Genomic DNA, 25,822 nt, shown 5'->3' with positions numbered 1-25,822 from the left:
TCGACGATGGTGGTCGGCGTGATGTCGATCAGTGGAACGTCGTTGACCAGGGTCACAGTCGGCTGGCCTTCGCCGGTGGAGCTAAGGCCACCGGCGTCGGTGACGGTCAGGTCGATCTTCGGCAGTTGGTTGCCGGCGTTGACGAATTCGGCGCCTTTGGCGGTCAGGACGACGTCGTTGCCGGAGATGGCGTAGTAGCCGTCTGCGTTGGTGCCAGCAGTGAAGCTGATCGTCAGATTTTCACGCGGGGTTTCTTCGTCACGGGCGTTGAAGGTACCGGCGACGGTGCCTGCTTCGGCGGTGTTTTCGACGATGGTGGTCGGCGTGATGTCGATCAGCGGAACGTCGTTGACCAGGGTCACAGTCGGCTGGCCTTCGCCGGTGGAGCTGAGGCCACCAGCGTCGGTGACGGTCAGATCGATCTTCGGCAGTTGGTTGCCAGCGTTGACGAAATCAGCACCTTTTTGGGTCAGCACGACATTGTTGCCGGAGAGGCTGTAATAGCCGTCTGCGTTGGTACCAGCAGTGAAGCTGATCGTCAGGTTTTCACGCGGCGTTTCTTCGTCTGTGGCAACAAAAGTGCCCGCAACAGTACCCGCCGCCGCCGTTTCTTCAACAATGGTGTTAGCCGTGATTTCAATCACCGGCACGTCGTTGACCAGGGTCACGGTCGGCTGGCCAGCTGCGTTGGAGTTTAGGCCTTCGGGGTCGGTAACAGTCAGGTCGATCTGCGGCAGCTGATTGCCGGCGTTGACGAAGTCAGCGCCCTTCTGCGTCAGTACAACGGTGTTGTCGACGATGGCGTAGTAGCCATCTTTGTTGTTGTCGCCCGTGAACGTGACCGTCAGTTGGCCAGCCGGCGTTTCAGCGTCGCGGATAACAAACGTGCCTGCCACGCTGCCCGCGACGGCGGTGTTTTCGACCAGGGTCGTGCCCGTCACGTCGATCACCGGCGCATCGTTGACCGGCGTGATGGTGATCGTCAGCGTGCTGCTCGACCCGGTATTGGTGGTGTAACCGATCTGCGGCACTTCGCCGCTGTAATCCTTGACCGGGGTGAACACGTACGCGCCATCAGTCCCGATGGTGACGGAACCGATACCTTCGATGTCAGCCGTCTGGCCCGCGTTGTAGGTCGTGTTGCCTACTGTGAAGGTGGCGACAGTCAGCACGTTATCGATGTCGCTGTCGTTGCTCAGCACGTTGCCGGTAGCGACGCCATCTTCGGCAATAGTGTTGGTATCGGCGACCAAAACGCTTGGATCATCCACAGCAACCACAGTGGAAGTGGCTGGCGCGGGATTGATTGCCAGGTTTTCGTAATTGCCGCCGGTCGCCTCGGTGATCGTGACGCTGACGGCCAGGTCCTTGCCATCTGCCAGGTTGGCAGGTGTGTCGGCTGTGACCGTGCCGGTGGTTTTACCGGCCTCGATGGTGATGCTCAGGTCGTTGGACAGCTTGATCACAACGTCGGTCTGCGCCGCGTTGGTCACGGTGGCGGTGTAGACGATCTGGCCGCCTTCGTTCACCGACGGAGTCGCGGTCAGGGTGACGGTGGTGGTGTCGATGGTGTCCGCGATCTGCGTGACCGCTGCCGCCGGGTCGGTAGTGATGATCAGGTTGCCGCCGCCAGAGGTGCCGGCGATGGTGGCGGAGATCGACGAGGCGTCCAGGTAAGGCGTGTCATTGCCGGCGAAGGTGACGTTCAGCACGCCCGAGGTCTGGCCAGCGGCGATCACAACGGAGAGGCCGTTGGACAAGGTGACGGTCAGGTCGCTGGTCGGTGCCTGGGTGATGAATACGGTGTAAACCACGACGCCACCGGCTTCGGTGATGCTCGGCGTGGCGGTCAGGGTGATGGTGACGTTGCGCGGATCGACGCCGTTATTGTCGGCGCCGGTTTGGGTAGTGCCTACGGCGTCACCGGCATTCAAGCCGGTCGTGGGGTAGCCGATGGTCGGGTCAACCACGCCTGCGGTGGCTTCCAGCACGACAAAGCTGTGGCCGCCACCCACGGCACCGTCTGCGCCTGCGGCGGCCGGGCCGGCAGCGGTGGCTTCGAGGTCTTGGGTCGGGTCGGCGCCGGCAGCGATGGCTTGCTGCAGTTCGGCAACGGACGGTGCGGCTTGAGCAGTGGCGGCGCTCAGGTCGGTGACAGAATCAGGAGCGTTTGCGCTCCACTGAGTGTCGCGACCCAAATCGATGATCCGGCCGTCGGCCAGTTCCAGCGAGACAGCGCCCGATGCGCCGGTATCGACTTGCTCACCCGCGAACAGGCGATCCCCTTCTACAAGCAGGCGACGAATCCCTTCCGGGGAAACCGCGAACACTTGACCGACAATGCTTTTGACGACCGCAACGCTGCTCATAAAAGACTCTCCGTGTATTACCGTTCAGGGGGTATCCATCAAGGAGACCGGCCCTTTCGCTGGTGCCGATTCAGTAGCTGGAGTACTTAATTTCTTGGAAAAAACTTTGGCGTCAATATTTTGTTGTCTCGTCAGAAAAATTACTTTTCCGTCAAGGTATTGACCTATTGGGCGTCATCCTAAACAATCCGCCAGGTAATGTCACATTGATATTTATGCGGCCTCGCGACTTTCTGTTTGCGCCCTCCGGCGCCCTAGAAAAACGGGCATTTCGAGTTGCCACTCCAATGCAATATTCCAAGTTTGTTGCGGTTTTTCAGGCAACCAATCCCCGGGGAAACATCAGAATGCGTTTGCACTTTCTTAAAGCTGTGCCTTTTGCTCTAGCCGCCAGTTTCGTCCAGGCTCAGACCCTGCCCGAAGCCATGCAAGATGCGGTGAAAAACCACCCGGAGATCCAGGCAGCAATCAATGCGCGCATTGCCGCTGACTATCAGGTCAGAGAGGCTCAGGGCGGTTACCTGCCTAAAGTCGACCTGCTGGGCGGCTATGGCCGCGAAAGCTCGGACAACACGTCGACCCGTGCCGCCAGCAACAGCCATGACTGGAAAACCCTGAACCGCGGCGAGTCGACCATCCGCCTGCAACAAAATTTGTTCCAGGGTTTTGGCACCGTCAATGAAGTCGGTCGCCAACAAGCCACCGCCAATTCCCGTGGGTATGCGCTGCTCAATACTTCCGAGCGCACCGCGCTGACCGTCGCCCAGGTTTATCTGGATGTCCTGACCCGTCGTGAGATGGTGCAGCTGGCAGAAGACAACCTGAAGAGCCACGAACGCATTTTTGACCAGATCAAACTGCGCACCAGCCGTGGCGTCGGAAGAATGGCGGACATGGACCAGGCCGAAGCCCGACTGGCGCAGGCGCAGAACAACCTGATCACCGAGCAGACCAACCTGGCAGACGCCAACACCAACTTCCTCAGCGTTGTCGGCAAAGAGCCCGACCAGCTGGAACGGCCAATGGGCATCGTGACCGCCCTGCCCGCCAGCCTGGATGAAGCACGCCGCGCGATGATTGCCAACAGCCCGGTACTGCGCTCGGCCGAATCGGACATCGCTGCTGCCGAGAAGCAGTACGAAGCTGCCAAGTCGACCTTCTACCCGCGTTTTGATGCGGTGCTGCAACGTTCGGCCAACAACAACATCGGCGGCGAAGAAGGCCATGACAATGGCTACTCCGCGATGCTGAACATGCAGTTCAACCTGTACAACGGCGGCAGCGACAAGGCCAGCCTGCAGTCCAAGGCTTCCCAAGCCACTCAGGCGCTGGATATCCGCAACAACGCCCTGCGCCAGTTGAACGAAGAACTGGGCCTGGCGTGGAACGCTTACAACAATGCCAGCCAGCAAGTGCCCATCGCGCAGCAGTACGTCGACCGCAGCACCAAAGTGCGCACCTCGTATCAGCAGCAGTTCAGCCTCGGTGAGCGTACACTGCTCGACTTGCTCGACAGCGAGAACGAACTGTTCACCGCTCAGCAGCGTCTGGCACAGATCAAAAGCCTCTACGTTTACACCCAGTACCGTATCAAGGCTGACATGGGCCAACTGCTGAGAAGCCAGGGCGTCGTTGCTCCGATGGCATCAGTTGTGCAAAACGATATTAAACCGTCGGTAAACCTGCCAGGGATGAACTGATTCTTGACGGCGTTGGACCACACAACCGTTTAAGAGAGAGTCAGCTTGGATTCTGAAATAGGTTTGGCGCCACTTCACCATGACCCCCGCGCTCAGCATGACGACCCATTGCTAGATGGGTTGTTGGCTCTCTGCTCGCTGCATTACAAGCCTGCCAGCCGAGCCATGCTGACCACCGGCCTGCCCTTGGCGGGGCAGCGCCTGAGCCCCGACTTGCTGCCGCGCGCAGCAGCGCGGGCGGGTTTGCAGGGGCGTTTGCTGCAGCGCAAGCTGGAGCAGATCCCGTCCATCGCATTGCCGGCCTTGCTGCTATTAAAGGAAGGACGCAGTGCGGTGCTGTTGGGATGGGAAGGTGATACCGCCCGCCTGCTGCTCAGCGAAAGCGACGGCGGCGAAGTCCAGGTCACCCGCGAGGCGCTGACTCAGGATTACAGCGGTCGGGTGTTCTTCGCCCAACCACAGCATAAATTTGACGTCACCAGCGGCACGCTGATCCCCCGCGCACGCTCGTGGTTCAAAGACACCCTCAAACGCTCCCGCTGGCTGTACGCCGACGCCATCGCCGCGAGCCTGGTGATCAACCTGATCGCCCTGGCTGCGCCGTTGTTTGTCATGAACGTGTACGACCGCGTGGTGCCGAACCAGGCCACCGCCACCTTGTGGGTGCTGGCCATCGGTATTTGTGGCGCGTACCTGTTCGACCTGCTGCTCAAGATGATGCGCAGCCTGTGCCTGGACCTTGCGGGCAAGAAAACCGACCTGATTATCTCCGCGACGCTGTTCGAGCGCATCGTGGGCATGTCGATGAAAATGCGCCCGGCGCGCGTCGGCAGCTACGCCTCCAACATCCACGAGTTCCAGGGGATGCGTGACTTCCTCACGTCCCTGACCCTCACCAGCCTGATCGACCTGCCCTTTACCCTGATCATCCTCGGCGTGATCGCGCTACTGGGGGGCCACTTGGTATGGATTCCCATTGTCGCCTTCCCGCTGGCATTGGGTATCGGCCATTTCCTGCAAAAGCCACTGACCGCGACACTTGAGCGCACCATGGCCCTGGGCGCCGAGCGCCAGTCGAGCCTGATCGAGACCCTCGCCGGGCTGGACGCGGTCAAGGTCAACAACGCCGAAAGCGAACGCCAGTACCAGTGGGAACAAACCATTGGCACCCTCAGCCGCCTCGAACTGCGGGTCAAAGTGCTGTCCGGCCTGGCGATGAACATCACCTTGCTGATCCAGCAAGTGGCGGGCGTGGCGATGATTATCTTCGGCGTGTACCAGATCATCGACGGCACCCTCAGCATGGGCGGTCTGGTGGCGTGCTACATGCTCAGCGGTCGCGCACTCGGCCCGTTGGCCCAGCTGTCGGGCCTGCTGACACGCTACCAGCAAGCCAAGGTGACGATGGTCTCGGTGGACCAGATGATGGAGCTGCCGCAGGAACGCAACTTCGACGAACGCCCGCTCAGCCGCAAAACGCTGCAAGGCGCGATGACGTTCCGCGAGGTCGACTTCACTTACCCGAACCAGCAAAACCTGGCCCTGCGCGGCATCAACCTGAATGTCCGCCCTGGCGAAAAAATCGGCATCATCGGCCGCAGCGGCTCGGGCAAAAGCTCCCTGGCCAAGCTGCTGGTGGGCCTGTATCAACCGGACTCCGGCTCGTTGCTGGTGGACGGTGTGGACATCCGCCAGATCGACGTCAGCGAATTGCGCCATAACATCGGCTACGTCGCCCAGGACATCCAACTGCTGGCCGGCACCTTGCGTGACAACCTGGTCTCGGGCGCCCGCTACGTGGACGACGAGATGGTGCTGCAAGCCGCAGAACTCGCCGGCGTGCATGAATTCGCCAGGCTGCACCCGCAAGGCTACGAGCTGCAAGTGGGCGAGCGCGGGCAGAACCTCTCCGGCGGTCAACGCCAGAACGTCGCCCTGGCCCGTGCGCTGCTGCTGAACCCGCCGATTCTGTTGCTGGACGAACCGACCAGCGCCATGGACAACACCGGTGAAGAGCGCCTCAAGCAGCGCTTGCAGTCGGTGATCGAAAACAAGACGGTGATTCTCGTCACCCACCGTGCTTCGCTGTTGAGCCTGGTTGATCGCCTGCTGGTGATCGACCGTGGCCAGATCCTCGCAGACGGTCCAAAAGCGGCCGTTATGGAAGCGCTGAAAAAGGGGCAGATCAGTGTTGCTTAAGTCCGGCCCAGGCCATTGGAAAGACGTTATCTTCCGCTACTTCAAGGGCAGCGACTCGCTCGATGATCAGCCACTGCCCGAAGTCGAAAAGGCACTGATCGACGACGCACCCCGCATCGTGCGCATGACCATTTGGGCCGTGATCGGCTTTTTCGTATTCCTCGTGTTGTGGGCGCACTTCGCAATCATCGACGAAGTGACCAAGGGCGAAGGCAAGGCCATCCCGTCGTCGCGCATCCAGAAGATCCAGAACCTGGAGGGCGGCATCGTCGCCCAGATCTATGTGCACGAAGGCCAGATCGTCGAAGCCGGCGCGCCGCTGATCCGCCTGGACGACACCCGGTTTGCCTCCAACGTCGGCGAAACCGAAGCCGACCGCGTGGCCATGGAACTGCGCGTGGAACGTCTCAGTGCGGAAGTCGACAACCGCCCACTGAACATCACCGATGCCGCACGCAAAGCCGTGCCCAACCAGGCCTCGAACGAAGAATCGCTGTACCTCAGCCGCCGCCAGCAATTGGCCGACGAGATTGGCGGGCTGCAACAACAACTGCTGCAACGCCAGCAAGAGTTGCGCGAGTTCAGCTCCAAGCAGGAGCAGTACCGCAACAGCCTGAACCTGCTGCGCCAGGAGATCGGCATGTCCGAACCCTTGGTGCAACAGGGCGCCATCTCGCCGGTCGAAGTGCTGCGCCTCAAACGCTCGGAAGTTGAAACCCGCGGCATGCTCGACGGCACCACACTGGCCATCCCCCGCGCCCAGGCCGCCATCAACGAAGTGCAGCGCAAAGTCGACGAAACCCGCGGCAAATTCCGCAGCGAAGCCCTGGCCCAGTTGAACGAAGCCCGCACCAACCTGAGCAAGGCGCAGGCCACGTCCAAAGGCCTGGAAGACCGCGTCAGCCGCACCATGGTCACCTCCCCCGTGCGCGGCATCGTCAAGCAGATGCTGGTCAACACCGTTGGCGGCGTGATCCAGCCCGGCAGCGACATGGCCGAAGTCGTCCCATTGGACGACACCCTGCTGGTCGAAGCAAAAATCCGCCCACAAGACATCGCCTTCCTGCACCCCGGCCAGGAAGCAATGATCAAATTCACCGCCTACGACTACACCATCTACGGCGGCCTCAAAGGCAAACTCGAAACCATCGGTGCCGACACCGTGATGGATGAAGAGAAGAAAAACACCTACTACATCATCAAACTACGCACCGACCGCAGCCACCTGGGCACCGACGAGAAGCCACTGCTGATCATCCCCGGCATGGTCGCCTCGGTGGACATCATCACCGGCAAGAAAAGCATCCTGAGCTACCTGCTCAAACCCATCATCAAATCCCGCGCAGAGGCGATGCACGAGCGTTGATTTTGGGCGGGTGACACGCATAAATGCGGGGAGATTTGCGAAAACTTGGGTTTTCGCAAAAATAGTCAGATTTCAGGGGTTTACAGAACCTTTGCAGTCGCTATAATCGTCGCCCTAACACGCCGGTATAGCTCAGTTGGTAGAGCAACTGACTTGTAATCAGTAGGTCCCGGGTTCGACTCCTGGTGCCGGCACCATATAAGACGAAGCCCCTGCAGAAATGCAGGGGCTTTGTTGTTTCTGGGATATTCATCCTCGATCTCCCCTTCCCGCTTCACGTCGTTTCCTTTTGAATCACGTCTTTTCGGCCACAACTCCAGATTTCATCCTTTATGCTAAATTATGTACTGGCAATAATTATGGCGTATCCATAAAAAGGGATAATTGCATGAGCAGCATATTTCAGCGCCCTGAACTGGCCGAGTCGATGGCAAACCAGCTTCTCAATCCAGGCGTATTAGATGAAGGTCTGCGCTCGGGTCTGTTTCTGTCTGGCCTGCGCCGTACAGGTAAAACGACCTTCCTGCGCAGCGACCTGATCCCCGCCCTGGAAGCAGCAGGCGCCCTGGTGATTTACGTCGACCTCTGGAGCGACACGCTGGCCAACCCGGCGACGCTCGTGCACAACGCCATCCACAAAACCCTCAAAGAACTGCAAACGCCGGGCTCTTCAATCCTGGAAACGCTCAAGCGCGTCAGCAATGTCGATCTAGGCGCAGCAGGATTCAAGTTCGGTTTCAAACTCGACAGCATCGGCAACCCCGACGGCCCCACACTGGCGCAAGCACTCACAGAGGTTGTCGACCAAGCGAAGACCGATCTCGTGCTGATCATCGACGAGGTGCAACATGCCATTTCCTCCGACGATGGCAACCAACTGCTCCTGGCACTCAAAGCTGCGCGTGATGCAATCAACCCGCGCCCGAATACGCCGGGCTACTTCCTCTTTATCGGCACAGGCTCCCACAGAGCCCAGGTCAGCGAGCTGACCGCCAAACGCAACCAAGCGTTTTCCGGTGCGACATCGGCCGCGTACCCGCTGCTGAAGGGCGACTACGTGGAATTCCTGCTCAACCGACTGGCAATGACGGTGAAGAAGGAAAAGCTCCCCTCACTTGGGGCCGCAGTCGAAGCCTTCAATACCCTGGGCAATCGACCTGAAGAAATGCTCAAGGCATTGCGTCAACTCTTGCAGCAGGACGGTGAACCCGATGTTTTCCTACCCGTAATCGCCAGCACCTTACGCTCGGCAGCGGCGAGTATTGAGCTTGAAAAAGTCGAACAGTTAGGCAGCCTGGCTCAGGCGATTTTCAACAAGATCGCGTCTGCGGAAGGCGATGCTCGGGGGATTTTCTCTACTGATGCGGCGGCGGAATATTCCAAGACGGTAGGTCGCGAAGTGCGGGTTGAAGAAATTCAACCCGTGGTGATTGCGCTGGTGGCGGAGAACATCATCATGCGTCGCGGGCATGGGATTTATGCGATTACGGATCAATTTGTTCAAGAGATCTGGTTGGAGGAGCGGGCGTTGATTGAGGGGCGTTAGGGAGAAGAAAATGGAGCTGTCACCTTTAGTCCACAGCAAAGTGAGCGTACGTTCTCGAAATCTCGCTGACCTGCTTGTCCAAGAGGCTCCATCCAAGCAGGGGTGTAAAGCCGCCATGCTGAATGGACCTCACCTAATCTAAAGCCCACGCAACTGTCTGTGGAAAACTACAGATTTCCATCGGTGAGTAATTTCATCCACAGCCGCAGAACTCCCAAAAGTTCGAGCCTTAACCCGAATTATCCACAGGCGCAGAAAAGATCGGGCAAAGCGCTGTCGTTGACAGCAACCCAGGTAGCCAGAACCTTTAAGGCTACGCCACACCGTGGTGGTTCTCCCAAAGTGCGATTAGCGTCCGGCAGCTCGCACGCTCACAGCGATGTGATGGATGCCTACTTTTACCAGTGTGCCCACTGCGGCAACTCATCCCCTTTCATAGCTGCCCTGCAGCAACTTATCCGCTTGGCCATTTCATTGCGCCAACCTGCGCCCGTCTCTTTCTTCCGGAAAGAGACGGGCGCTCCTACCGCTGCTGCAGCCCAACTTGTACAAGGCTTTGCGGCATTCCCCCTCGTGACAATCGGCGTGACAAACACCGAAGTCACCAGCAACAGCGATGCCGATGATGGTGCCGCAGCCCAAGGAATGGACTGCACCTGACTGACAGTCAGGCATGCCCCGGTCATCGCATCACTGCCTTCACCCGACTCAGGATCTCGCGGCATTGGTCTCGTCAGCCAGTGCAGCCTCCACCCACCCACTTCTTTTTGGAAGTGTTCAGGAGGTCAGATCATGAGATGCCCAAGCTCCCGGTCGTAAAGAGCCGCCAGTCCTGCGTTAGAGGACAACCCTCACAGGTCGCAGGGGCCTTGATCCCTGATAACACTCAACATTCGTGGCGGGATGACGTGAGGAAGGTTTGAAACTTTTTGGCTTCGAGAGGAGTTCGATCATGGCACTGGTAGGTAAACGTGGCGGGCGCAATTTTGGCTATGGCCGGCAACTGAGTTATGCCGGGCCGCAGGCGTTAAAAGACATGTTCGGCGGAGGGCATTACGGGACCGTCAAAGCGCACAGTGATCGTTGGCTGGCATTTGTACGATGGTGTCGGTCTGAGGATGGGCCCGGGTTTAACGATGCGAGGCAAATTGATTGGCGGATCTTGCTGGACTACGCCGGTCATCTGCGTCACCAAGTTGAACAAGGCGCTATCAGCATCGCCACCGCGCAAAACCGGTTGTCCAGCGTAAACCGAACCATGGCCGCACTTCGCGGTGATCAGTATGTGAAAGTGCTCAGTCCGAGCAAGACGCTGGGAATGCGGCGGAACAGTGTTCGTCGCTCGGTGCCGCAAGGCCAAGACCGCGAACACGTGAAGCGGATCCTCGACGTGCTCTGCGAACACCAAATGCCGCGTGCGGCGGCCATCGCCCAGTTGGCGCGAGCCACCGGCATGCGCTTGCGCGAGGCCATCTTGGCCGACCTTCCGCGCCTGCGAAGAGAAGCCGAACACTACGACAAGATCAACATCCAGGATGGCACCAAAGGTGGCCGCGGCGGCGCAACCGCGCCTCGTTGGATCAGGGTGGATGACCATATTCGCGAAGCGCTCAGGTACGCCGAACAGGTCTCTCCCGACGGTAGCCGCAACCTGCTGGCACCGAACGAGAGCTACCTCGATTTCCAACCGAGTGTCATACGCCCCGCCCGAGACATCCTCCATACGCACAACCTCAAAGGCTTCCACGAATTGCGCGCGGCTTATGCATGCGAACGCTATGAGCAGATCACCCATCACCTAGCGCCCATCAACGGTGGCAGGGGTAGGCGCCTCGATCCATGCCTTGATCGAGAGGCACGCTTACAAATCAGCTATGAGCTGGGACACGGTCGAATCGACGTGGTATCGGCGTACATCGGTGGTCGGGTATGAATAAACCATTCGATATGGAGATCTTCTTGGCTGGGGCACTGACTGGAGCACATGCCACACGAGAACGTCACATCCGCCAGGCCAAGACTATTCAAGCAGCCATTTCTGAACGCTGGAACCGAGATAATCCATGGACATGGCAAAGAAAGCATCTCGTTTGGTTTTTGAACCACCACATGAACTCAAACTCGAAATCGACGCGCTACTACTACCTGCTGACCACAAGCCTGATCACTCTGCGCCTAGGAAAATCCTGGAATTTTCAACGTTAGCCGAATGCCAGCAACTGCGCGCTCTGTATCCCTAACTGGCAGATTGAGCCAGCCAACAATTTGATTGGGATTAGGGCGGACCTCTTGAGCCCCTGAACCTAACCTCTGTTGTTTGATAACCTCTATGTTTTACTGATGGACTGAGGGTTGTAGCTCGAGGCTACAGGCTTCACCTGAGACGTAGAGGCTGAAGGCGGTGATAGACACTAGTCTGGTGGCAAAGCTAAGGGCTGAGAATGCAAGATTGGTTGCCTTGCTGGATGCTCATGGCATCGAATGGCGCCCGCCTGCTGAGCCAGTCAAGATAGCGATTGTCCAAGCAGAACAATCACAGCAACTCGATACTGATGGAAAGCTTGCCCTATTCCGAAGCTTGTTTCGTGGTAGGACGGACGTTTATCCCATCCGCTGGGAAAGCAAGGCAGGCAAATCAGGATACGCACCCGCTTGCGCAAACGAATGGAAGCCTGGTGTTTGTGAGAAGCCCCGAATTAAATGTGGCGACTGCGGTAACCGCCAGCTGCTTCCGCTGACCGATGAGGTGGTCTATCGCCATCTGGCGGGCGAAGTGGTCGTTGGTATCTACCCCCTACTCTCTGATGACACTTGTTATTTTTTGGCAGTCGACTTCGATGAGGCCGAATGGCGTGATGATTCCAAAGCTTTTGTACAGTCGTGCCATGAGCTGAACGTCCCGGTGGCCCTGGAAATATCGCGCTCAGGCCAAGGGGCTCATGGCTGGATTTTCTTTGAGCGTAATGTTCCTGCCTGCGATGCGCGCCGCCTCGGTGCCGCAATCATCAGTCGTGCCTGTGAGCGCACCCGCCAGTTGGCGCTCAGCTCCTATGATCGACTGTTTCCAAACCAGGACTATATGCCCAAAGGCGGCTTTGGAAATCTCATCGCGCTCCCTTTACAAAAGCGGGCCAGAGCCCAAAACAATAGCGTTTTTGTAGACGACTCGCTTGAGCCTCATCCTGATCAATGGGCCTTCCTGGCATCGATTCAGCGCATGAGTCCAGAAGATATCCAGCCCGTTATTAGCCAGGCGATGGGTAATCGGGACCCTCTAGGGGTCGCCTATGTCGATGACGAAGGTGATGCAGAACCTTGGAAAGATCGTGAATCGAGATCACGTAAATTGACATGCCCGTTGCCTGCTGCTGTCAACATCACGCTGGCTAACTTAATTTACTTTGAAAAGTCGGAATTGCCACAGCCATTGGCAAACCAGCTTGTCCGGCTCGCTGCCTTTCAAAATCCTGAGTTCTACAAAGCTCAGGCCATGCGCATGTCAGTGTGGAACAAGCCAAGGATTATCGGCTGTGCCCAGAACTTCCCCAAACATATTGCGTTACCACGTGGCTGTTTGGATGCTGCGCTGGAGCTTTTAGAGGAAAACGGGGTTACCCCTATTCTTAAAGACGAACGCTTCGCGGGCAACCCCATCGACGTGAGCTTTCTCGGGACCCTGCGTTCTGACCAAGAGGCTGCTGTCAGCGCAATGCTAAGTCATGACACCGGTATCCTCTGCGCACCGACAGCTTTCGGTAAAACAGTGAGTGCTGCTGCGTTGATTGCCGCACGTGGCATTAACACGTTGGTGCTTGTGCATCGGACAGAACTATTAAGGCAGTGGCAAGAGCGCTTGCAGGCGTTCTTGAGAGTCGGGAATGGTGTCGTTGGTACTCTTGGGGGCGGAAAAGCGAAACTTACAGGCATCATCGACATTGCCGTAATGCAGTCGTTATCGCGAAAAGGCGAGATCAGCGATCAGGTAAAAAATTACGGCCAGATCATCGTTGATGAGTGTCATCACATATCAGCAGTGTCATTCGAGGCACTACTGAGAAGCGCTACAGCGCGGTACGTACTGGGACTCACTGCAACCCCAGTGCGCCGAGATGGGCAGCAGCCCATTATTTTCATGCAGTGCGGACCGATCCGACATTCTGCTGCTCGACCTGCGAGTGCGCCCCATGACCTCTCTGTCGTGCCTCGATTGCTGCCCAAACCAATAGTGGTCCCCGACGGCTTTGGGATTCAGGACGTTTTTCGGCGTCTAGCCGACGACTCTGAGCGGACAGCCAAAATCGTCTCGGAGATTGAGCAGGCGTACAGCGAGGGTAGAAAAATTCTAGTGTTAACGGAGCGGACGGAACATGTGGATGTCCTTGAATTAGAATTGAAGCCGCGCGTGCATAACCTTTTCACGCTTCATGGACGAGTGCCTAAGAAACAGCGCATTTCCCGTATGCATGAGCTTGAGTCCCTTCCCCCAGATGCTCCACGGGTGCTGTTGGCAACAGGAAAACTAGTAGGTGAAGGCTTCGATCACCCGCCGTTGGACACGCTGGTGCTGGCGATGCCCATCTCATGGAAAGGAATCCTTCAGCAATATGCGGGGCGGTTGCATCGAACGCACGCCGATAAGACCGACGTGCGAGTGATCGACTTCGTTGACGATGGTAATGTCGCGCTGCTGAGGATGTGGGATAAGCGCCAGGCGGGTTACAAAGCGATGGGCTACCGCATGGCTGATTCCATGGCCACCATGGACCTACTCTAACTCTAACGTGGTTGATAGTTGACACATCAACGGCCCAACTCTCATAGACAAATGACCGGCCGCTGTGGGGGCAACTCCGGCCCTTCGCCGTTAGTAACGTCAAGCAAGATCCTCAGGCGTACGAGGACCTTGAGGTAGTTTTAGAGGTAGAATCGCACAGGTCTTTAAGTATTAATCAGCTAATTCAATAACTTATTAGATCGTTCGACTCCTGGTGCCACCATGTAAAACCAAGCCCCTGCAAAAATGCAGAGGCTTCGTTGTTTCTGGGATATTCATCCTCAAACAGCCCTTCCGCTTCACCTCCCTACCTGTTGAATCAACCTTTTCGCGCCAAAACTCCAGATTCCATCCTTTATGCTGAATTATGTATTGCCAATAATTATGGCCTACCCATAAAAAAATAATGACATCCCGCCATGTGGCAACCCTTCAAGACAAACTGAAAAATCAACCAATCTATTTTCCCGATTGCTCCTCGCCGCTCACCACGCTAACCTCCCCCCATCGCTGCCAATTCAGCGATCGGGCCTGAGAACCCGGCAAGATGCAGGCGCACCAAGCGCCCCCAACACCCGATTTTGAAGGCGTTTTTTTTCGCCTTAAAATTCGTGCAATGGCGGCTGTGCGTGGGAGACCTTCGGGTCTGCCGGGTTCCTGTATCTCCGGTTTCTCAGCCTGCGCACAGCTGCCACCCATTCGCCTGAGAACGAACGTGGTAGCTCTCAATCGATACGGGAGTTCCACCAATGACCGCTACACCTACATCCGCGTTAACCACCCTCGGCGTCACCCCTTTCTCCTTTCACTCCGACCAACCTCTGTTCCGCGTCAACAGCGGTGTTTCCCTGCATGAAGCCTTGCACCATGTTTCCGATTTGCTCCACGTTGCCAAGCTGCTCGCCGAAGATGCGGCGATGACGAAGGAGACGGACCGTTATGCCTGGGCGTCGCATTATTTGCAGGAGATGAGCAAGGCGGTGATTGATGATGTGGTGAAGGTGTTGGAGGCGCCTGGGAATACCGGGCTGTAAGTAGGGCTGCGCAGCGGCCCCATAGCCAGGCGCTGGGTTCTAACAGGAAAATCTCAGTGTCTTTATTGGGGCTGCTGCGCAGCCCGGCGCGGGCGGTGCGACGATTCGACAAGCCCTCTCACCACAGAGTTGTGGGCCAGCCTTCGAGCGTTGTGTAGATACCCAATCCCACAGAAGCGCATCTCGGCTTGGAACGCTTTTTTCGGTATAAACCTGAACACCCTCCGCGTCGTGAACGGACTCCCATGAACGCCCTGAAACTGATCTGCCTCCTGGTCGTTTTCCCGCTGTTGCTGGCCGCCCTCGGTGGCTGGGAGCGTCAGCGTGCTGACGAAACCACCACTGCAATGATCGATTACCACATCACCGTGGACATCGCTAAACAGCAACTCCAGGCGCTGGCGGCCAAGGATCCGGCAACCATGCTCGATCTGACCAATGAAAAAATCAGCGTACAGTTGGCCCTCTCTCGCCTGGAAAAAATCGAATCCGAACTGCCCACGGCCCATAAGATCAACCGCGTGCTACGCGCCGTCGCACCGTGGGTCATAGGCCTGGGCCTGCTAGCGGCATTGATCGGTGTGACAGCGCTGGCCAGCACGCACTGGGCCGGACGCCGGGCGCAGCAGTCGCGGGAAAGGTTGCTGCACGTGTTCTCCCTGGGCAGCCGTTTGCTGCCTTACGTGCTGGTCAGCCATGTGGTGGCAATGGCGGCAGCGGTTGCTTTGGCGTTGAGCTACGAAGGTCTGGCGATGTGGCATATCGGCCGGCTGGGCAGTGGCGAGGTCAAGCTGATGGCGGTGCTGGGGGTGGTTGCGGCGTTTTGCTTGTACTCGATCTGGCAGTTGCTTAAACAGTTGCGTCACATGTTGGGGATGTTCATGCCTGAACCGTTGGAGATGTTCGGGCAGGTGGTCACGCCCGAACAGGCGCCAGGGTTGTGGCGCCATGTGAATGAACTGGCGGGCAAACTCGGCGCGCTGCCGCCGGATCATATTGTGGTGAGCCTGGCCCAGAGCTTTTACGTGACGTCCAGCGCGGCCACTGTGCAACCGGCGAACACGGCGCTGCGCGGGCGCACTTTGCATCTGCCGCTGCTGTACCTGGGCCTGCTGAGCCACGAGGAAGTCGGCGCGGTGATCGGCCATGAGCTGGCGCACTTTGCGGGGCAGGACACGGATTACAGCCTGCGCTTTTTACCAATCTACGACGGGGTCAATCGCAGCCTGGAAGCGCTGTTGGACACGATGCTGGCCAGCGATTTTATTCAGGGACGGCTGATGCGGCCGTCGTTCATGTTCGGTGTGTTTTTCATGCAGCGCTTTGATGACGCGGTGAACCACTGGAGCCGCGAGCGCGAATTGCTGGCGGATGCGGCCGGTGCGCGGCTGGTCGGCAATGCCGCGGCGGCGTCGGCGCTGTTGCGCGTGTCGGTGTTGCAGCCGCACGTTGAGGAGTCATTGTTGGCGGTGTGTGAAGCCGGGTCGGCAAAAGATCTGCCCGACGCCGTGCTCGCGGCCTTGCGTGAGTGCCCATTGCAACTGCCGCCCGAAGCCCTGGCGATTCATCAACCCCATCCGACCGACTCCCATCCGTCCAACGGCGAACGCCTGCAAGCGCTGAACGTGCCGCTGGACGATGCCCTGCGCAGCGCAACCCGCACGGTGGACAGCGACGCGGCGAATGCGCAGATCGATGCCTGCTTCAGCGCACCACGGGCACTGCGCGAGCAGTTGTCTGGCGATGTGATGGAAGTGGCAGTGTCGGAGAACGCCGAGCATACCCACCTGCTGGAAACCTTGGCCGCGTCGGCCGAAGGCGAGCGTGCATTGCATGAGGGCAGCGCATGGCGAGGCGCGTTGATGGCGCTGGCGGGGCTGCCCTTTATGCTGGGTGGGGTGTTTATCCTGAGCCGGGTCTGGCTCGCACCGGAGCGTTTGAAAGGCACGCCGTTGTCGGCGGTCGGCGCAGGTGCGTGCCTGGGTGTTATCGGGCTGGGCCTCCTGTGGCTGGGCATCCGTCGATTCAAGCGTGCGCCGCAGACCGCATTGCGCCTGACGCCTGAGCATTTTGTGTTCAATAACCTGGCGCAGCCGCTGCCCATCGAACATATCGAAGAGATCTCGCTGCAATTCGTGCAGGGTATTTGGATAACGCTGCAATTGACGCCTGAGGCGCCCTTACCTGCGACGCGCAAAGCAGCGTTCGGCGTACCCGGTGTGCGCATCAATAAGAAGAAACGCCAGGTGTTGCTGCTGATGGCACAGCTTTGTATCGACAATAAAAAGATCGAGCCCTACGAGGGGCTGTCCTTGATGCTCGATTACAAAAATGCAGCGCTGGCCCGCAGTATTTTACAGAGCCGCGAGGACTGATCCGCGCCCATAAAAAAACCCCGAACCAGTCGGGGTTTTTTATCGCCTTGAATCAGGCGCGACGTGCGATCACTTAGAAAACGTTGATCGGGTAGTCGGCGAACAGACGCAGTTCGTTACCACCAACGTTGTAGTTGCTGGCGTTGTTGGAAACGCGCAACCATGAGGCGCGAGCACGCAGGCTCAGGTCTTTGGCCGGACCGCTCTGAACAACGTATTTGAACTGGTTGAAGATTTCACGCTCGGTGCCATTGCCGCGGCCGCTGCCGTCGTCAATGTTGGTACCGCGCACGTAGGCCACGTTGTAGCTCAAGCCAGGCACACCGAAGGTCGTGAAGTCGATACCGTACGCGGCTTGCCACGAACGCTCGTCCTTGCCGTTGAAGTCGGACCAGTAGGAGTTGGCCAGCAGGATGGTGTTGCCACCGTCGCCGATGCCGGTGTCGCGGGTATTATCGCGATAGCCGCCGTACAGGTAGCCGGTGTCGCCGGTGCTGCGCTGGTGGGCCAGGGTGAAGGTGTGCGGGCCGACAGCCCAGGTGGCGCCGAGGCTCCAGATTTTGTTGTCGCGGGCGTCTTCATCACCGCGCTGCGAGGCAAAGCTCTTGTCCAGCTTGGTTTTGTAGCCATTGAAGTCAAACGTCAGCGACTGCTTTTCTGGCAGGGCCAGTACGTAGTTCACGTTGACGTATTGCTTCTTCAGCACGTCTTCCATGTCGGACGCGTACAGCGCAGCGGACAGGCTTTCGGTGAACTTGTAGCTGCCGCCCAGGTAGCTGATGTTTTTCAAGTTGCCGCTGTCGGTGCCTTCAGCACTTTTGCGAGCTTCCTTGGTGAAGCGACCTGCATCCAGTTGCAGACCTTCGATCTCTTTGGAAACGATCGAGGTGCCGGTGTAGGTTTCCGACAACAGACGCGAGTTGTCGTACTGCAGCACAGGCACGGCCGGCATTTGATCGCCGTACTTGAGCACGGTGTTCGACACGCGGAACTTCACCGCCGCGCCGCCTTTGGACAGGTCGTCGGCTGCTGCGCCGCTGGCGCCTTTCTTGAAGAAGTCGATACCGCCCGCGCCGCTGCGGCCTTTGCCGCCGTCCAGACGAATCGCGTATTGACCGATCACATCCACACCTACACCGACGGTGCCTTGGGTGAAGCCGGACTCGAACTTGCCGATGAAGCCCTGGCCCCATTCGGCTTTGTCTTGCTTGCCGTTTTTGTAGTCACGGCTGATGTAAGCGTTACGTGCAGCGATGTTCAGGTGGCTGTCTTCAACGAAACCCTTGGATTGCTCCTGGTCGTTTGCCATTGCTGCCGATGCGCTCAAAATCCCCAGAGCGATCAGACTCATCCGTTGCTTCAACATTTTCTTGTATTCCTTATTTCTGGTTGAGTACGCGCAGTGACACCAGGCTCCATGTCGCATTTTCTGGTGTCGACTTTCTCCGAAAAAAAGAAGGCCCGCGGACGACTTAACATGGCGCGGGCCTTTTCTTGTTGGATGAGTCATGGCGGTTAGCCACAGGCGTTGGACGCAATCCTAGTCGCGCGTTGAACTATGTGTCAATTTCGTGAATCGTCTGTATTTAGGCGAAATAATTCTAAGCAACGGCCTACGGCCTTTCTGAAAACGACAAAAAATCTGTCGCGCATCGCCAAAGAACACATCTCGCAACATATTTCAAAGCCGATACGTTTGGTAATAGATAACGCGCGCAAATGCAAAGCATTACCATTAGCGCGCTTTTCCTCCCAAACACTTTGGATACATTTCCCCATGCCTGCCCCTCGCCTGACGCCCATCACTCTTGGGCTCTCTGTTCTGTTGTCTGCCGGTTTTGCCTGTGCGGCCACCACCTTGCCCGAAACCTCGATCAGCGCCGAAGCTGACGAAGACGACCCGCGTGTCAAGGAAACCAGCACTGCGACACGCACCGCCACTGCGGTGCGTTATGTGCCCCAGGCCATTGATTCGGTGAAGACCGAAAGCCTGCGCTCCTACGGCACCAACGACCTGGGCCAGGCGTTGAGCGGCATCCCCAACGTGAGCAGCGGCGCCGATACGCGCTTCGACAGTGTGCGCATCCGTGGTTTTGACGCGAGCAATGACTTCTACCTGGACGGCATTCGCGACGACAGCCAATACGTGCGCGATCTGCATAACATCGAGCGTATCGAAGTGCTCAAAGGGCCGGCGGCAGTGCTTTACGGGCGAGGCGGTCAGGGAGGGATCGTCAACCGCGTGAGCAAGCTGCCAACGGCCGGGCACAAGTCGAGCATCGAGGCACAGGGCGGCAGCAATGATATGCGCAGTCTGTACGCGGACCTGAGCACTGACCCCACCGATAACATCAGCCTGCGCCTGAACATGGGCAACCAGGACAACAACAGTTTTCGCGATGACATCAGCGGTAGTCGCCAACTGTTTGCGCCGTCCATGAGCTGGCAGCTCACGCCTGACCTGAACTGGCTGGTGCAATACGAATACAGCCGCTACAACCGCACGCCGGATCGCGGCGTGCCCGGCGTCAACGGGCGCCCGGCGGATGTGAGCCGCAGCACCACCTACGGCGACGGCCGCGACTACATCGACGACAAAACCCAGTCCCTGCGCTCCAAGCTGACCTATGAGCTCAACGACAACTGGCAACTGCGCCAGACCCTCGGTGTGTTCAAGCTCGACAGCGATTTCGACAACACCTACCAAACCGCCTACAACCGTTTGAACAACAGCGTGACGCGCCAACGCTGGCAACAGGACCTGACCACCCTCAACATATTCAACAACGTCGAGCTCGAAGGCAGCTTCAGCACCTACGGCCTGGAACACCGCCTGCTCACCGGCCTTGAGCTGGGCAGTCAACGTCGCGATCCGAAGCTGTACAGTGCTGGCCCGACCGTACCGGCGCTTGACCTCAACCGGCCGAATCGTCATCTGAGCCACACCGGGCGCATGAACATGTCGAGCAACAACCACACCGAAGTCGAAAGCCGCGCCATTTACGTCCAGGACCAATTGCGCCTGAATGATCAGTGGCAAGTGCTGGCCGGCGTGCGTTACGACGTGTTTGAAGTGAGCACCAAAAACAAGCTGACCCATATTCAGCAGGAGGTCGACAGCCGCAAGGCCAGCCCACGTTTTGGCCTGGTGTGGACGCCTCTGGAGCACCACTCGTTTTATGCGTCATGGAGCAAGACGTTCTCCCCGGCCGGTGGCGGTTTGATCGGCATCACCCCCAACGCCGCCGGCAGCGTCAACGACCTGAGCCCCGAGATGACCAAGCAGAAAGAAATCGGCGTGAAAAGCGACTGGCTCGACGACCGCTTGAGCACCACTCTGGCGGTGTACGAACTGGAACTCTACAACCGCCGCACCAGCGACCCGCTGGACCGTACCATCACCCTGCTCAGTGGCCTGCAACGCTCGCGTGGCGTGGAGCTGACCGCCACCGGCAAGATCGTCGGCAACTGGTCTGTACGCGGCGGTATCGGCGTGCAGGATGCCAAGGTCGAGAAGGACAACAACGGCTTTGAGGGCAAACGCGTCAGCGATGTGGCCAAGCGCAATGCGAGCCTGTTTATCACCTGGAAACCGGAAATGGGCTGGTACGCGGAAACCGGCCTGACGCTGGTGGGCGACCGTTACGCTGACAACCTCAACACCGTGGTCCTACCCGGTTATGGCACTTGGGATGGACTGGTCGGGTTCCGCCATAAGGAATGGGACGTGCGGGCGGCGCTGAACAACATCGCCGACAAGACTTACTACGAATCGGCGACCAGCGTGGCGCAGATTCAGCCGGGCGAGCCGCGTAACCTGGTGGTAACGGGCACTTACAGTTTCTAAAGCCCGCTCCCACATTTGGCTTTGAGTGTCCTTCAGTTACACATCAACTCACACAACGCATGCACTTCATCCTCGCTGAACAGCCCCACCGGGTAGCGTTCACTCATCACGCTGCGCAGATCCGGCTGCTGCCGGGCCTGCCGCGTGCCGTGCTCCTTCAACCACTGCCCCAGCGCATGGATCGTGTCGTTGTTAACCCGTGAAGGGTGGAAGGTGCGCGTGTACATCGGGTTGATATCGGCGTTCATTTCAGCGCTCTCTCCTACTGCTTGAGCGGCTAACTTACTCAAGGTTTATGACAGAACCGTGCAGTCATCACCTTGGGCCACTGTGGCAACACCGATACAAGAGCTATGCCAATGTGGCGTATCTACAGGCAGATAGACACAAAAAAGCCCCCGGCCTTACGGGGCCGGGGGCTTGCTGTGGGCGCTGATACCGAGTAGCGCCTCACTTCTGGAAAGGCGCTGTTACAACTGCACTCAGTTTTTGTGCGGTGCCGGTTGCTGTTGGGTCAGGCAGTGGATATTGCCGCCGCCCAGTAACAGTTCACGGCCGGGCACCATCACCACTTCGTGTTGCGGAAACAGGTTCTGCAGGATGGCCTTGGCTTCGCTGTCCAGCGGGTCGTCGAAACTTGGCGCGATGATGCCGCCGTTGACGATCAGGAAGTTGACGTAGGAACCGGCCAACCGCACGGTCGGGTTGCGTTCCTGGGTGCCGTCCACCGGATCGACACCTGCGCATTCTTCCTGCGTGGCGTACAGCGGCCCCGGGATCGGCATTTTATGCACTGTAAACGGGCGGCCCTGGGCGTCGGTGTTGCTTTGCAGCACGTCCATGGCCGCGTGGCAGCGTGCGTAGTTCGGGTCTTGCACATCGTCGGTCCAGGCCAGCAACACTTCGCCAGGGCGCACGTAGCAGCAGAAGTTATCCACATGGCCGTCGGTTTCGTCGTTAAACAGGCCATCCGGAAACCAGATGATCTTATCCACAGCCAGGTTGGCACTCAGCACCGCTTCAATCTGGGCGCGGTCGAGGTGCGGGTTGCGATTGCGGTTGAGCAGGCATTCTTCGGTGGTGATCAGCGTGCCTTCGCCGTCGACATGAATCGAACCGCCTTCCAGAACAAAACCTTCGGTGCGGTAACGCGGCGCACGTTCGATTTCGAGGATCTTGCCGCCCACCTGTGAGTCGCGATTCCACGGCGAGTACAGCCCGCCATCAAAACCGCCCCAGGCGTTGAAATCCCAGTTCACGCCGCGCACTTCGCCGCTGTTGTTGATCACGAACGTCGGGCCGGTGTCGCGTACCCAAGCGTCGTCGCTGGACATTTCCACCACACGAATATTCGGCACGTCCAAACGGGCGCGGGCGTTTTCGTACTGGCCGGCAGAAACCGCCACGGTCACCGGTTCAAACCGTGCAATGGCCTTGGCCACCGCCACGTGCGCCGCCTGCGCCGGTTTACCACCCAGACGCCAGTTGTCCGGGCGCTCGGGCCAGACCATCCACGTTTGCGTCTGTGGCGCCCATTCGGCGGGCATGTGGAAGCCATCGGCGCGGGGTGTGCTGTGCAGGGTGGTCATGGCGATCAGGGCTCCGAATGGGGGTAGAAGCCGACTTTATAACGGATAAAAATCGGCTTTAAAAGCAATCAAACAGCATGATCGATAAATATGACAGGGAATAACCGATAACAATCGATTAATCACAAGTGTTCATCGAGCACCTTCGACAGCATGTCGACAAAAAAGTCCACGCTCCGTTTAGACGTCACCATCGGCGGCTTGATTTTGAGGATGTTCAGGTAGTCACCGGTCGGTTGCATGAAAATCCCCAACTCGCGCAGACGGTCGCACAGCAGCGTGGTCTCTTCAGTCGCCGGCTCCAGGGTTTGCCGATCGCGCACCAACTCCAGGCCCAGATAAAAACCGGAACCGTGAACCGCACCCACCAAGGGGTGGCGATCAATGAGTGCTTCCAAGCGCGCCTTGAAATGCCCGCCTACCTCTTGGGCGTTTTCCCACAATTTTTCTTCCTCCATCACGTCCAGCACCGCCATGCCGATGCGGCAACTCACCGGGCTGCCCCCTGACGACGAGAAGAAATACCCTTCAGCCTCCAGCGCCTCGGCAATGTCTCGGCGCGTAATCACGGCGCCGAGTGGCTGGCCGTTGCCCATGCCCTTGGCCATGGTAATGATGTCGGGCACCACGCCCTGCTCTTCAAAGCCCCAGAAGAAATGCCCCATGCGGCCGTAACCCACCTGCACCTCATCGGCGATACACACGCCGCCCTGGGCGCGAACCAACCCGTACACCTGCTGCAAATAACCCGGCGGCAGAGAGATGCCACCGGCATTGCCGTACACCGGCTCACAGATAAACCCGGCCAACTGACGTTTGCTTGCGGCGATTTTCGCCAGGTTGTGTTCCACGCTTCGTACGTAGTCCGGCGCGCTGTCCTGCCCACGGAATTCACCGCGATAAGTATTCGGCGCAGCCACCGGGTGCACCCAGTCCGGGCGGCTGCTCAGCGCCTGGGGGTTGTCGGCGATCGAGGTGGACACCGCATCCGCCGCCACTGACCAGCCGTGATAAGCCTCCAACACACTGAGCATGTCGCGCCCGCCGCTGTAGGCCCAGGCCAGGCGGATGGCCAGGTCGTTGGCCTCGGTGCCGCTGTTGACCAGGAACACCCGGTCCATGCCCGCCGGCGCCAACGCCAGCAAGCGCTCGGAAAACTCGGCAATTGCGGCATAGTGAAACCGCGAATTGGTATTGAGCAGCGACCATTGCTGCGCCGCCACCGCCGCCATGCGTGGGTGGCCATGGCCCAGCACCGCGACGTTATTAAGCATGTCCAGGTAGGACCGGCCCTGCATGTCGATCAGGTGGTTGCGCCAGCCGCGTTCGATGCGAGGCGGATCGACGTAATAGTGTTTTTGCGACCGGGCAAAACTGGCGTCACGGCGGGCCAGCAGCGCGTGAGGGTCCAGCTCCGGTTCGGCATCGCACGCCAGCCCCAGCAAGGCGGCGGGCGATGGACACAAGGCTTGCCAGGCCAAGGCGCGAGACGGCGTGCAAAACAGCGGCGGTTCGAGTTCGGCGCGGCACAGTTGCACGGTCAGCGGCGCACGAACCTCGCCCAGAACTTGCCCTTTTACCAGCAATGAGCCCGGCTTCAATGAGGTGTTCACTCCCCATAGCCGTACGCTCAGCTCGACGCCTCGCACACTCACAAGGCCATCGCCGCCCTGGTGCAGCGTCCCGGCAAAAGGCACTTCCAGCAACGTGCCATGGGGCAAATGCAGCTCCACATGGAGCGCGAAAGTGTCTGGCTCGGCGGCGCTGTCCGGGCAGGTACGCGACAGACGATATTGCCCATACCGACTGGCCGCCAACCCATGCACGGTTGCGGCTTCATCCAATAACCGACGGTCAACCCCAGGCGTTTCCCAATTGCCCGCCTCGAAATGCGGACTGAGCACGCCCAGGTCGATCAGCGCAAACTCCCGCCCCACCAGACCGGGGAGCAACGGGGCGAAGTCCTCGCTGGCAATCGGCGCCAGCGTCTCGCCGACACTGCTGAGAATCGCAGCCGCCATCAGTTCAAATGGCACCGACGTCGCTACATGGAAAATTTCCCACTCGTGTTCGGCGTTTTTCAACAGGTAGGCGTTATCCGGATCCAGGCGCTGCTGCTGTTCGCTGCTCAACACCAGCACTGCCGCACGGGCGACGATCAGCGGCCACAGCGCCTGCAATTCCTCACGTTGCAGCGGCGTAACCGCATGACACGCCTGGACCGCCGGCAGGATGGCAAACGGGTCGCCCTCGGCATGGTGCAACAGGGCGGCGCAGGTCACCGACAGGTCGGCAATGCGCCAGGTGTGCACCAGGTCGCCGAAATCGATAACGCCCTGAAGTTGCCAGTGCCGCTGGGCATCGCGTTGCCACACCACATTGTCGTCAGTGATGTCCATGTGCACGGCCTGCCACGGCAGGCGCTCGGCCAAGGGGCGGATGCGCGCTTCAACCTGTTCGGCGATCTGTTCCAGCGCGGCCCGGTGGGGCAGGTTTTCCAGGGTGGCCAACAGGTGGGTGATCAGTTCACTGGCATGGCGCGGGTCCCATTGCAGGGTGCGTTCCAGGCCAGGGTGGGTGAAGCCAGCCAGCGCGAGGCTCATGCGACCGCACAGGTCACCGAAGCCTGCAATCACATCGCGCCCCAGATGCGGCAGATGGGTCAACGGCTGACCGTCGATGTAGTCCAGCAACCGCAGGTGCAGGGTCTGGCCGTCGAGCGTCACGGTCAGCAGCTCCTCACCGCTCAGTGCCTTGATGACCTTGGGCACGCGCACGCCCTGCAATGTGTTGAGGGCCGCGTGCTGGGCATGCAACTCCACCGCCGCGTAGTCGCCCCGGCAGATTTTGAGAACAAACCGGCCACGGGAGCTGTCGACTTTGTAATTGAGGTCTTGCTGGCTGCCCAGTGACTGCAACGTGCCACTAAGGCCGTAATGCTCCGCAAGGAGTTGAGCCGCCTGATCGGGGCCTACTTGCGGGCAGGGTAGACTGGCACGGTGGATCAACGTGGCGAGCAGCAT

The 25,822-nt window shown here is 58.8% G+C and carries 16 protein-coding genes and 1 tRNA gene; 12 read left to right on the top strand and 5 right to left on the bottom strand.

Going from position 1 to position 25,822, the window contains the following annotated elements; all coding sequences use genetic code 11:
• Nucleotides 1-2,369 (bottom strand): retention module-containing protein (locus tag AOA60_RS10950; RefSeq protein ID WP_143522420.1); only part of this gene is annotated, 2,369 nt, incomplete at its 3' end.
• 347 nt (nt 2,370-2,716) lie between these two features.
• On the opposite strand from AOA60_RS10950, the gene AOA60_RS10945 reads away from it, so the two are divergent.
• The 11 genes from AOA60_RS10945 to AOA60_RS10895 all read left to right on the top strand — a co-directional run bounded on the left by AOA60_RS10945 (nt 2,717) and on the right by AOA60_RS10895 (nt 17,363).
• On the top strand, nt 2,717-4,069 hold the full coding sequence (locus AOA60_RS10945; protein WP_099584443.1) for a TolC family outer membrane protein: 1,353 nt from the start codon (nt 2,717-2,719) through the stop codon (nt 4,067-4,069).
• Between the two features lie 45 nt (nt 4,070-4,114).
• The gene (locus tag AOA60_RS10940) at nt 4,115-6,268 is read left to right on the top strand and encodes a type I secretion system permease/ATPase (RefSeq protein WP_099584442.1); all 2,154 of its coding nucleotides are present in this window, start codon (nt 4,115-4,117) and stop codon (nt 6,266-6,268) included.
• Nucleotides 6,258-7,634 (top strand): HlyD family type I secretion periplasmic adaptor subunit, encoded by a 1,377-nt coding sequence (locus AOA60_RS10935; protein WP_099584441.1) that lies wholly within the window; start codon nt 6,258-6,260, stop codon nt 7,632-7,634. The genes AOA60_RS10940 and AOA60_RS10935 overlap by 11 nt, the downstream gene beginning before the upstream one ends.
• 121 nt (nt 7,635-7,755) lie before the next feature.
• A tRNA-Thr gene (locus AOA60_RS10930) sits at nt 7,756-7,831 on the top strand.
• Nucleotides 7,832-8,022: 191 nt separating this feature from the next.
• Complete coding sequence (locus AOA60_RS10925) at nt 8,023-9,180, top strand: AAA family ATPase (RefSeq protein ID WP_099584440.1); 1,158 nt, start codon at nt 8,023-8,025, stop codon at nt 9,178-9,180.
• A gap of 183 nt (nt 9,181-9,363) precedes the next feature.
• Nucleotides 9,364-9,840 (top strand): hypothetical protein, encoded by a 477-nt coding sequence (locus tag AOA60_RS33860; RefSeq protein WP_256592822.1) that lies wholly within the window; start codon nt 9,364-9,366, stop codon nt 9,838-9,840.
• Between the two features lie 292 nt (nt 9,841-10,132).
• Complete coding sequence (locus AOA60_RS10915; protein WP_099584438.1) at nt 10,133-11,113, top strand: integrase domain-containing protein; 981 nt, start codon at nt 10,133-10,135, stop codon at nt 11,111-11,113.
• Nucleotides 11,110-11,385, top strand: coding sequence for a hypothetical protein (locus AOA60_RS10910; protein WP_080932528.1), 276 nt, complete (start codon nt 11,110-11,112; stop codon nt 11,383-11,385). Before AOA60_RS10915 ends, AOA60_RS10910 begins: the two co-directional genes overlap by 4 nt.
• 196 nt (nt 11,386-11,581) lie before the next feature.
• A complete protein-coding gene (locus tag AOA60_RS10905; RefSeq protein WP_099584437.1) occupies nt 11,582-13,954 on the top strand; it encodes a DEAD/DEAH box helicase family protein in 2,373 nt (790 codons plus the stop codon).
• A 749-nt stretch (nt 13,955-14,703) separates the two neighbouring features.
• Nucleotides 14,704-14,988 carry a DUF3077 domain-containing protein gene (locus AOA60_RS10900; RefSeq protein WP_099584436.1) on the top strand — a complete coding sequence of 95 codons (285 nt, stop codon included), beginning with the start codon at nt 14,704-14,706 and terminating at the stop codon, nt 14,986-14,988.
• 245 nt (nt 14,989-15,233) lie between these two features.
• Nucleotides 15,234-17,363: a M48 family metallopeptidase gene (locus AOA60_RS10895; RefSeq protein WP_099584435.1), complete on the top strand. Its 2,130-nt coding sequence runs from the start codon at nt 15,234-15,236 to the stop codon at nt 17,361-17,363.
• Between the two features lie 73 nt (nt 17,364-17,436).
• Here the strand turns inward: AOA60_RS10895 and AOA60_RS10890 are convergent, their stop codons facing one another.
• A complete protein-coding gene (locus AOA60_RS10890) occupies nt 17,437-18,729 on the bottom strand; it encodes an OprD family porin (RefSeq protein WP_099584434.1) in 1,293 nt (430 codons plus the stop codon).
• A gap of 411 nt (nt 18,730-19,140) precedes the next feature.
• Here AOA60_RS10890 and AOA60_RS10885 point away from each other — a divergent pair, with 411 nt between their 5' ends.
• The gene (locus tag AOA60_RS10885) at nt 19,141-21,210 is read left to right on the top strand and encodes a TonB-dependent siderophore receptor (protein ID WP_099584433.1); all 2,070 of its coding nucleotides are present in this window, start codon (nt 19,141-19,143) and stop codon (nt 21,208-21,210) included.
• 32 nt (nt 21,211-21,242) lie between these two features.
• On the opposite strand, the gene AOA60_RS10880 is transcribed toward AOA60_RS10885, so the two are convergent.
• The 3 genes from AOA60_RS10880 to AOA60_RS10870 all read right to left on the bottom strand — a co-directional run bounded on the left by AOA60_RS10880 (nt 21,243) and on the right by AOA60_RS10870 (nt 25,822).
• The gene (locus AOA60_RS10880; RefSeq protein ID WP_099584432.1) at nt 21,243-21,458 is read right to left on the bottom strand and encodes a hypothetical protein; all 216 of its coding nucleotides are present in this window, start codon (nt 21,456-21,458) and stop codon (nt 21,243-21,245) included.
• A gap of 234 nt (nt 21,459-21,692) precedes the next feature.
• On the bottom strand, nt 21,693-22,799 hold the full coding sequence (aguA, locus tag AOA60_RS10875) for an agmatine deiminase (RefSeq protein ID WP_099584431.1): 1,107 nt from the start codon (nt 22,797-22,799) through the stop codon (nt 21,693-21,695).
• Nucleotides 22,800-22,921: 122 nt separating this feature from the next.
• The gene (locus tag AOA60_RS10870) at nt 22,922-25,822 is read right to left on the bottom strand and encodes an aminotransferase (RefSeq protein ID WP_099584430.1); all 2,901 of its coding nucleotides are present in this window, start codon (nt 25,820-25,822) and stop codon (nt 22,922-22,924) included.

It is taken from the genome of Pseudomonas sp. 2822-17 (assembly GCF_002742485.1).
Classification (GTDB): Bacteria; Pseudomonadota; Gammaproteobacteria; order Pseudomonadales; family Pseudomonadaceae; genus Aquipseudomonas; species Aquipseudomonas cyclaminis.
The sequence above is the reverse complement of the archived record's forward strand: the minus strand, read 5'-3'. Positions and strand labels throughout refer to the sequence as shown.